Annotated in this window: 8 protein-coding genes and 1 pseudogene; 1 reads left to right on the top strand and 8 read right to left on the bottom strand. The window is 36.8% G+C overall.

Annotated features, from left to right (window positions below; translation table 11 throughout):
- Positions 1 to 423 precede the first annotated feature (423 nt).
- The 4 genes from ACTBZY_RS00885 to ACTBZY_RS00870 all read right to left on the bottom strand — a co-directional run bounded on the left by ACTBZY_RS00885 (position 424) and on the right by ACTBZY_RS00870 (position 5,379).
- Entirely contained in the window at positions 424 to 1,266 is an 843-nt protein-coding gene (locus tag ACTBZY_RS00885; protein WP_463044430.1) for a hypothetical protein, read from the bottom strand.
- A gap of 304 nt (positions 1,267 to 1,570) precedes the next feature.
- Positions 1,571 to 4,348, bottom strand: coding sequence for a PQQ-dependent sugar dehydrogenase (locus ACTBZY_RS00880; protein WP_463044429.1), 2,778 nt, complete (start codon positions 4,346 to 4,348; stop codon positions 1,571 to 1,573).
- Between the two features lie 187 nt (positions 4,349 to 4,535).
- A complete protein-coding gene (locus ACTBZY_RS00875) occupies positions 4,536 to 5,120 on the bottom strand; it encodes a DUF4202 domain-containing protein (protein ID WP_463044428.1) in 585 nt (194 codons plus the stop codon).
- A gap of 10 nt (positions 5,121 to 5,130) precedes the next feature.
- Positions 5,131 to 5,379, bottom strand: coding sequence for a hypothetical protein (locus ACTBZY_RS00870; RefSeq protein ID WP_463044427.1), 249 nt, complete (start codon positions 5,377 to 5,379; stop codon positions 5,131 to 5,133).
- Between the two features lie 52 nt (positions 5,380 to 5,431).
- On the opposite strand from ACTBZY_RS00870, the gene ACTBZY_RS00865 reads away from it, so the two are divergent.
- Positions 5,432 to 6,352 (top strand): hypothetical protein, encoded by a 921-nt coding sequence (locus tag ACTBZY_RS00865; RefSeq protein WP_463044426.1) that lies wholly within the window; start codon positions 5,432 to 5,434, stop codon positions 6,350 to 6,352.
- A gap of 237 nt (positions 6,353 to 6,589) precedes the next feature.
- Here ACTBZY_RS00865 and ACTBZY_RS00860 read toward each other — a convergent pair whose 3' ends face one another.
- From ACTBZY_RS00860 to ACTBZY_RS00845, 4 genes and pseudogenes are all read right to left on the bottom strand, one after another.
- Positions 6,590 to 6,934: a type II toxin-antitoxin system PemK/MazF family toxin gene (locus tag ACTBZY_RS00860; RefSeq protein ID WP_463044425.1), complete on the bottom strand. Its 345-nt coding sequence runs from the start codon at positions 6,932 to 6,934 to the stop codon at positions 6,590 to 6,592.
- Positions 6,919 to 7,125 carry a hypothetical protein gene (locus ACTBZY_RS00855; protein WP_463044424.1) on the bottom strand — a complete coding sequence of 69 codons (207 nt, stop codon included), beginning with the start codon at positions 7,123 to 7,125 and terminating at the stop codon, positions 6,919 to 6,921. The genes ACTBZY_RS00860 and ACTBZY_RS00855 overlap by 16 nt, the downstream gene beginning before the upstream one ends.
- A gap of 82 nt (positions 7,126 to 7,207) precedes the next feature.
- Positions 7,208 to 8,059 (bottom strand): alpha/beta hydrolase, encoded by an 852-nt coding sequence (locus tag ACTBZY_RS00850; protein WP_463044423.1) that lies wholly within the window; start codon positions 8,057 to 8,059, stop codon positions 7,208 to 7,210.
- A gap of 92 nt (positions 8,060 to 8,151) precedes the next feature.
- Positions 8,152 to 8,302, bottom strand: a pseudogene (locus tag ACTBZY_RS00845) (gfo/Idh/MocA family oxidoreductase); the annotation flags it as partial.

Genomic DNA, 8,302 nt, shown 5'->3' with positions numbered 1-8,302 from the left:
CTAAAAGTTAAAATACATAAAAGTCTCAAATTAAAATTAAGGAAATTTATCATCAAGCAAAAAGAATGCCTCACCCTATCAAGATCGAGGCACAGTAACCCTACATTTACTCCTGCTTATTTATCAGAAAAAGCTATCTCGTATAATTTCATTTAATTTTGTTACTACTTGCGAGCAGCTTTGTAAAACCGCATTATAAAAATTCTCTTTTAACCTTAAGCAGAACCATCCCTAAATGTAGCATATCTGTTTCTCAATCATTACAGAAAAATCTCACTTCATCACATCTCTTATTATAAGCGTTAAAAGAGTAAGCAGAAAGGAGGCATGCCATTATTTGCACACAACTGTCTTTATTTTAAAATCTAATTACGCATAAGAAAACCTGTTGTTTCCTTCCTCAGCACATAAGAAGAAACTATCTTAAGAGTAGCGTAACTCAAATTTCTGTAATAAAGGAGAATTACTTTTTACTAATTCGAGTTCCCTTTCAGAAATCATAAGTCTCGTCACTTTTATCTTTAGGATAGATTTATCAGGGTGGGTTTCAAGAATAACCTTCAAAAGCTTATCGTAGTAACTGTCTTTAAACACATAAAAGTAACCGAATTCCTGGACTATAAGCTGTTTCAGTAAGTTTCCATGATAATTTTCAGGATTGTGAAAAATCAAGTGTATTTCCAGATTCGGTAACATTTCACTTATCTCTTCTTGGATTTTGAGCTTATCTACTTCGGCGAACTCCTTTAGTGTTCGAACGACAATAGTGAGCTTAAAAAAATTAAATCTAAAAAAAGAATAAAACTTCTTCAAAAGGTTTAAATACGGAATATGCTCTGATTGCACGGCCACAAGTACCTTATTTTCAATCTTAATGGCACTGGCCAAAGGCACCATCATGACATTGCAGTCTACTTCTCTGTAAAGCGTTTTAATGAAACTTCCAAGTCCATCTCCTTTCCCATTCCCCTGAAGACCAATAGACACGAATAAATAGCCGTAATTGTTCAATTGTTCTATTAAGTCATCTCTTTGATGTTCTCTAAAAAGTTGAATTCTTACCTTAGAAATATCATTTAATGAAAGCTTAAGTTCTTCATTAATAGCACTCAATTTCTCCAAAGATTCTTGATAATTCTGCTCTACCATATGAAGGACGTCAAAATCCACTTTATAATCCCAAGTATTAAAAAGTAAGGACTCAAGGGCACGCCCCGCATTTTCAGAAAAATCTGTACAAAAAGCTATTTTAACATTGCAGTTCATTACTTCACTTTATTATGAAAACATCATACCTATGCCTGAAAAGTCGTATTAAAAAAATACCACCAGTCAGACTTATTTTTATCAATTTAAAGTAAGAAGTCAGCGAAATTAACCTGTTTTTATCTCAATTCGTGTAAAGCAATCATCACATCAAAACAGTGATTTAATGATTATAAACAGCGGAAAGCCATGTTTACGAGACAATTTTTAGTAAATTTTCTGCAAAGTTTAAAAAAAATATCAAAGACAAAAAAATGCCTCACCCTATAAAGGGCGAGGCATATAAAACCTTCGTTTATTCCTGTTATTTATTAGAAAACTCTATCTCGTTTAATTTCATTAAATAATCATTGCTTGAAGCTGCTTCGTTTCTAAAAACCAGATACACATCATGAAAACCTTTAATGTCTGAAGAGACCGCTAAGTTAGCTTTAGAACTATTTTGTCTTCTCCAATCTACCGCACTCACCCCTTCTGGTGGTCTTCTAGGACCACTTGGACTGTTCACAGGAATGTCTTCTGAAATACTTATTAACTTTCCATCTGGAGTGTCTAAATGCAATTCCACCTTACCTCCGACAGTACCAGACCTTTCTGAGTTTTGAATGTAAACATGGATGTTTGTCACACCAGTAAGATCAATATTCTTGTAACCGATATAAGACTTGTCGCCTACCGCGAAAAAAGCATTCCCAGAAGCCGTCAAAACTTCTGTGGCCTTACGAAAATCAGCTGTATGAGGCCTTAAATATGGGTCTTTCAAAACAACTACTTTCTCTGTCAACAGCGGTTTTACACCTTTACCACCCTTGTCTTTATACGCAGCTCTTAAAACAAAACTGCCTTCTTCAAATTCATAGTCTGGCTTCATCGGTTTCACTACACCGCTTAGACCTAATGAGGATATTGCACCCCCTGTAGAAGACATATTAAGTATGAAGTCCACCATTCTGCTGGCATCAGAATTACTCAAATCTGGATGGGCACTCATTCCGTGCTCTCCCCATACGCCGCTACCACCATTGATAACTTTATCTACCAACAGCTCTCTATTCTTTTTTGTGTTGGCATAACGCTCGCTTACGGCCACATAACTAGGCCCGATGGACTTGGCATTAAACTGATGACATGAAATACAATCACTAGCTTCTATTAAACTTTTTCCTACTGCAAAAGACGCCATAGCATCCACTGTAGCATGATTTGCTGCCATTTCTATTGGGTCATAACCGGCAGGAACGTAATCAAAAGTGACGGCCACTTCTTCTGGAGTAATGCCATTTTCGGTACTTCCATCTTCGGCATCAGCCACTTTTACCGTAAACTGCAATTCTTTCTCTCCGTAGTAGAAAGTCTTGTTTTCTTTATTTAGGCTTAAAGTTATGGCGGGAGCCTCATTACCAGCGGTTATAGAAAAAGATTTAGAATTCGTCGCCTTTTTGGAGTCTGTCACAACTAATTCCACCTCAAAATCGCCACTTTCTTCAAAAGTATAATTTACTTTTTCTCCGGAAACCGAGCCTATCTCTACACCTTCTTTCTTGATTTTCCAATTGTAACTTAATTTACCTTCGTCATACTTATCATAATCAGTAGTTCCTTCTGCAGAAAAATTAACGGTAAGCGGTACCTTACCAGAACTCACATCAGAACTGGCTTCCACCACTGGTTTTCTGTTGCCTGAATTGTACTCCAACTTAACCAACCGAGAATTTTCATTTCCTTTAAACCATGCCGTTCCATATTCCAAAACATATAAATCGCCATTAGGACCAAAATCCATATCCATAGCTCCACTGAAGTTTTTCTCAGGTAGTACTTTCTCCATGGACACATAGTTGCCGTTTTCGTCCATAGTGACAGCCATTATCCAGCCTCTCATAAACTCGGTAATTAACCACTTACCTTCATAGTAAGCAGGCCACGGTCTGGCGGCATCTTTGAAATCTGCTTGTCGGTAAACGGGTCCACCTGTGGCACTACGGCCTGCGGTCCCCATCAAAGGAAACTCAGGAGATGGGCCATATGGATAATACAAAAAAGCGGGAACAGCCTTTGGTAATTCTTTAATACCGGTGTTATTGACTGACTCATTGACCAAGTTATTTGGGTCAAAAGGTTCGCCGTAAGTACCGTCTTCAGAATTGTATCTATTATAAGGTCTATTATTACCAATCAAATAAGGCCATCCAAAATATCCAGCTTCTTTAGCTTGATTAAACTCATCATAACCCATAGGTCCCCAAATAGAATCTTTGCTGGCATCTGGACCTACCTCACCCCAATATAAGTAACCTGTTTTGCTATCTAACGAAGGCCTCCAAGGGTTTCTGTGACCCATGGTGTAAATCTCTGGACGCGTTTTCTCCATTCCCACTGGAAAAAGATTGCCCTCAGGAATGCTATAAGTACCGTCCGCTTCTGGATGAATTCTTAATATTTTTCCTCTTAAATCCATAGAGTTACCAGGAGCTCTTTGGTCGTCTTCATTTTCATGACCTGGAGCTTCATTTAAGTTTGAAGCACCACTTCGTGGATTAACCGTATTGTTTCCTACGGTCAAAAACAAATTGCCTTGTGCATCCCATGTCATACCTCCTCCAGTATGGCAACACTCTTCACGCTGCGTAGGCACCTCTAAAATCACTTTCTTAGAATCGTCTACTAGGTAGTCGTCCACAAACTCATATCTTGCTAAAACATGCTTAGGCGTTTCTGGGTCTGCATAATAAAGATAAACCCAATGGTTTTGAGAAAAATTAGGGTCTACCACCACACCCATTAAGCCCTCCTCGGCCTCACGCACATTTCCTTCTTTATTGGTATACTTAGTATTTACCTCTATCCATCCAGCATCAGAGGTTTCTTTCGTGTCTTCGTTGATAAGCTTTAGTCCTCCTTTACGCTCTACCACCAGCACTTTGTTGTCTGGCAAAAATGTCATTTCCATGGGCTCATCTAAGCCTCTGGCCAAAACAACTTCCGTAAATCTGCTGTCTTCTGGTTTGGTGTTGGGGTCATCTTCACTGGAACATGCATTTAGCAGCAGTAGAATGCCCAATGCATAAAATGAGTATTTCATATAGGTGTTTTTGGTTAAATTTCAATTCAAAAATACTCCATCCAAAAGAAACAAACTGCCACATTCGATATATCTTATCTATTAGACGACCTTCCCCCAAATAAACCGTATATATGGCAAAAAAAACACCCCGAATTTCATGCTAAGTATTTGATTTCCTTAGCCATTCGCCTCTACAACCTTAGGTTTACAAAGAGCCAGCAGCCATATCTATAAGCCTACCTATGCGTTCTGAAACTTGGATACTACTAGAAGTTTCTATCGCTTTCGAAGTTACCTTCTTCAGCGTCTTGGCTATGATGTCTATCACCTTTTCGTCTGTATGTTTTGCGGCAAAATCTTCTAAATAATGCTCCACAAAAACTAAGAAAATAACATCTTCTAGCAGTTGTGTTTCTTCGTTTTGTTTCAATTGCTTTTTCTGCAATAAAAACTTCACTTTATCTATCAGTTCATCCTCATAACCCAACACTGCCAATATTTCTCCTGCCGTTTTGGCATGATGAATAGCCAGCTGACTTCTCCATTTCAGATAACCCGTTCTATCCATAGGGAAACTATCTCTAGGCATTTCCCAGCGACCTATGTGCTGACTTCGTGCAGCCAACTTAACTTGGTCTGGAGCTTTAGAATCATATCTATTTAGCCAAATACTCATTCTAAGACCATAAAGTGTTTCTTTACTTAACTTTTGATTCCCAATACTTTCTTGGTTCGGGTCTTGGTTATTATAGGCGTCAAATGCCGCAAAGGCTGGTGATAAGTCTCTCATTTTTATAGTATTAATTGCTTGAAAGCATTTCTTTTAATTCTTCATAAGCCTCCTCATATTCCCAATAAATTATCCTATCAAAGGCGTAAGAAGTCAAGATAAACTTTTCACTTATTGACAATATCCTATCTACTTTGATAAGCTTTTTAGCCGAATTCTGTACCTCTACAGATTCCAGAATCTCTTGGTTATTTTCATCAAAACCATGCAGTATTTGATGGTTTTTGACAGTTACTTCTATGAATTCTTTGTTTTGCATTTTTACTCGAAATATTAATTCATTTCTTTAGAGAACAATTATAAACCATGCAATGCCCAAATCAAACTTCCGAACAGTTTCTTTCTTCATTTTGTGTCTTAGCTCTTTTTATTTCTGCCAAGGGCAAGATTCCTTAAGAGCACTAAAAAGTGAAAGGTATTTTCACAAAGGTAAAGTCTTTCAAGCCCTTTACTTTAACGAAAAAGGGCAAAAAATTTTAGAATGGGAAAACGATATTGGTGTTTATAGACTTGTCTCGAATGGCCTTAAAGTTTATAGTTATGATAGTCTTAAAAATGATAGACTGACCACCCATTATAATGTAAAAGTCAAAGATGAAAGGACAGTTACATTTTTGAGAGAATCTGGCGAACCAGATGGGCGAATTTATACTACCAAAACTGATTCAATTACCGATAGAGAATACTCCGAATTTTTCATATTCCAAGTGGCCAAGAACTATAAAAAGTACACAATAGAAGAGCTTCCTAAATTAGCTTTTGCCGCAAGATTTGATAAAATTAGGCTTAGCGAATGTAAGGGTATATTGATAGATTCTACCGCAACCTTAAAAGAGTATAGGGCAGAAACCAACGAAAACACATATCACTTCTATGGTGCTATTTATGACTCCCTAGGAAACTATGTAAAAGGCTATAACAAACATTTTTATGGTGATAAAATGTATCAGCATGAAACTGAAACTATCAGAAACACAGAAATAATCAATTACAAAGACTTCTATTTACCCTCTAGTGAGAATAGACTGACAAGCCATCAAAGAATAATTATAAAATCTAATGACAGTAAACAACCCATACAAAAAGAGTTTTTCCGAGTAAATACTGAAACTGGAGCCAAAAAACTAGAGGAAAAAATTGAATACGAATACTTCGGAGATAGACTAGAAAAACAAACAATAACCAGAGGTAGAAAAAAGTACGAAGTGGAAATTAGTAGGACTTATTGGTAAGTTTCGGTTATGCTATAAAGCAGAAATCAAGCATATTGTAATTAATTTCTTATAACACGAGAAAACAATATTTGTCACAATTTTGGCTTTTAATGGTCAAAATTCTGCCAAATTAAAAGATTGAATATTACGACAATTTTCTGACGATTCGCTTTTGGGCAGCAGTTACCACCTCTACTATTTCTATGACCTCTTGGCTGCTTTCATCAAAACCATGCAGTATTTGATGTATACAGACTAGAGGTTTTTAAAATCGATAAACAACTTCATTACTGCTTTTTCGACCTCTTTCATCACTGGCTCTAGAATTACACCAACATTACGTTCAATAATACTCTTATCTGCCGTAAATAATTTATTTACCCTTATAAACGAATCTAATGGTAAAGAGACACTTGTGATATCCTCTTTTTTCAAGGGTACAGGAAAAGGTTCATTCTTATTTATACTTGTTATTTGACATAGAATGATATCTTCACCACCCCAATCAGCTAAGACTAATGCTGGACGCAATTTAGAATTACTTAAATCAGAAAAAGGAAACTTAACTACAACAACATTACCAGCTACAAATTTCTCCATGCTTCGTCCTCTTCTTTTGAAAGCCAATCCTTGGCTAACGATTGCACAGAAGCTAAACTAATGTTTAGTCTATGTTCTTCGACTCCTATCCTGTCAATCAATTCCAATTTATCTTTCGAAGATAAATTATCAATCATTTTGACTATTTCGTCTAAAGTATAAGTTTCTTTTTCACCTAGTACCTTTCCCATATCTATTCTTTTCTTTTTCCCCTCTGTATCAGAACGAAATTAACCAGATTTTCATTCATTAAAAACATAAACAGTAATAATTTCACTTCATAACATCACTCCAAAGCCACCTCAAAGACATTGGCAAAATAGCCCCTCCATGTTCTGAATTATGACCTCCAGTTCCCCATGCTGTTTTCACTTCATAGTCTTTGTACTTTAAAGCAGACTCCATTTGTAGATTACCCAAATACCAGTCTCCATGAATATTATTCAAATCAGTGCTGCCATCTTGCATAAATATTTTGATATCTTTCTTTGCTGATTTCCTGATAATCCCAGGGTATCTATCACCTCCACGAATGTTGGTAAAACTTCCAATATGACTTAATACTTTATGAAAGAAGTCTGGCCTTTGCCAAGCCGCTGTCCAAGCACATATACCACCAGATGATAAACCACAAATGGCATGTAGCTTTCTATCCTCTGAGATGTTAAGTGTTTTCTTTAATTCAGGAATCAGCTCTTCCAGTAACATCGTCACATATCTATCATCCATTTCGTCATATTCATTTGCTCTGTTAGAACTTTGAAATCTATTTTCTGGTAAATCTTCCGAACTGTGACCTGGAGTAATAAATAAGCCAATAGTTATGGGCATCTCTTTTTTATGAATGAGGTTATCAAAAACTATCGGCACTCTCATTGCTCCATCATTCTTAACATAAGCTTGCCCATCTTGAAAAACCATCAATGCTGCTGGTTCTGACACGTCATACTGAGCTGGAACATAAACATGGTATTCTCTATAATTATCATAAGAAGGGCTGTGCCACAGATATTTTGTAACCTTACCTTCGGGTACCCCATCCTGTCTATGAGAATCAGGGCCTAATTGATATTGAGCCGAAAGGCTAAAAGGAATAAGAAAAATGAGAGCAAATAGGTGTTTCATAAGGGGTACTTTTAAATCGCTGCCAAAAATGAATTTATAAAAAAATCGCCCTGAAAAATTCCAGAGCGATAAAAAAAAGAGTTATTTAAGGATTAAACTTTATTTGGGTCTGGGTGTACATAACCGGCTCTATAGGCTCTTTTCAGCATGGCGGTAGCTTCTTTATCTCCCACCACAACACGTTTCACAGGGTCATAAACCAAAGGCCTTCCGCCCAACTCCATAGAAATATTTGCCAAAATA

The organism is Arcticibacterium sp. (assembly GCF_055134445.1).
The sequence above is the reverse complement of the archived record's forward strand: the minus strand, read 5'-3'. Positions and strand labels throughout refer to the sequence as shown.

What these genes read in the sequence shown, in the direction of transcription:
- ACTBZY_RS00885 (WP_463044430.1), bottom strand. Translation starts at nt 1,266, where the DNA reads ATGAACTGCAATGTTAAAATAGCTTTTTGTACAGATTTTTCTGAAAAT.
- ACTBZY_RS00880 (WP_463044429.1), bottom strand. Translation starts at nt 4,348, where the DNA reads ATGAAATACTCATTTTATGCATTGGGCATTCTACTGCTGCTAAATGCA.
- ACTBZY_RS00875 (WP_463044428.1), bottom strand. Translation starts at nt 5,120, where the DNA reads ATGAGAGACTTATCACCAGCCTTTGCGGCATTTGACGCCTATAATAAC.
- ACTBZY_RS00870 (WP_463044427.1), bottom strand. Translation starts at nt 5,379, where the DNA reads ATGCAAAACAAAGAATTCATAGAAGTAACTGTCAAAAACCATCAAATA.
- ACTBZY_RS00865 (WP_463044426.1), top strand. Translation starts at nt 5,432, where the DNA reads ATGCCCAAATCAAACTTCCGAACAGTTTCTTTCTTCATTTTGTGTCTT.
- ACTBZY_RS00860 (WP_463044425.1), bottom strand. Translation starts at nt 6,934, where the DNA reads ATGGAGAAATTTGTAGCTGGTAATGTTGTTGTAGTTAAGTTTCCTTTT.
- ACTBZY_RS00855 (WP_463044424.1), bottom strand. Translation starts at nt 7,125, where the DNA reads ATGGGAAAGGTACTAGGTGAAAAAGAAACTTATACTTTAGACGAAATA.
- ACTBZY_RS00850 (WP_463044423.1), bottom strand. Translation starts at nt 8,059, where the DNA reads ATGAAACACCTATTTGCTCTCATTTTTCTTATTCCTTTTAGCCTTTCG.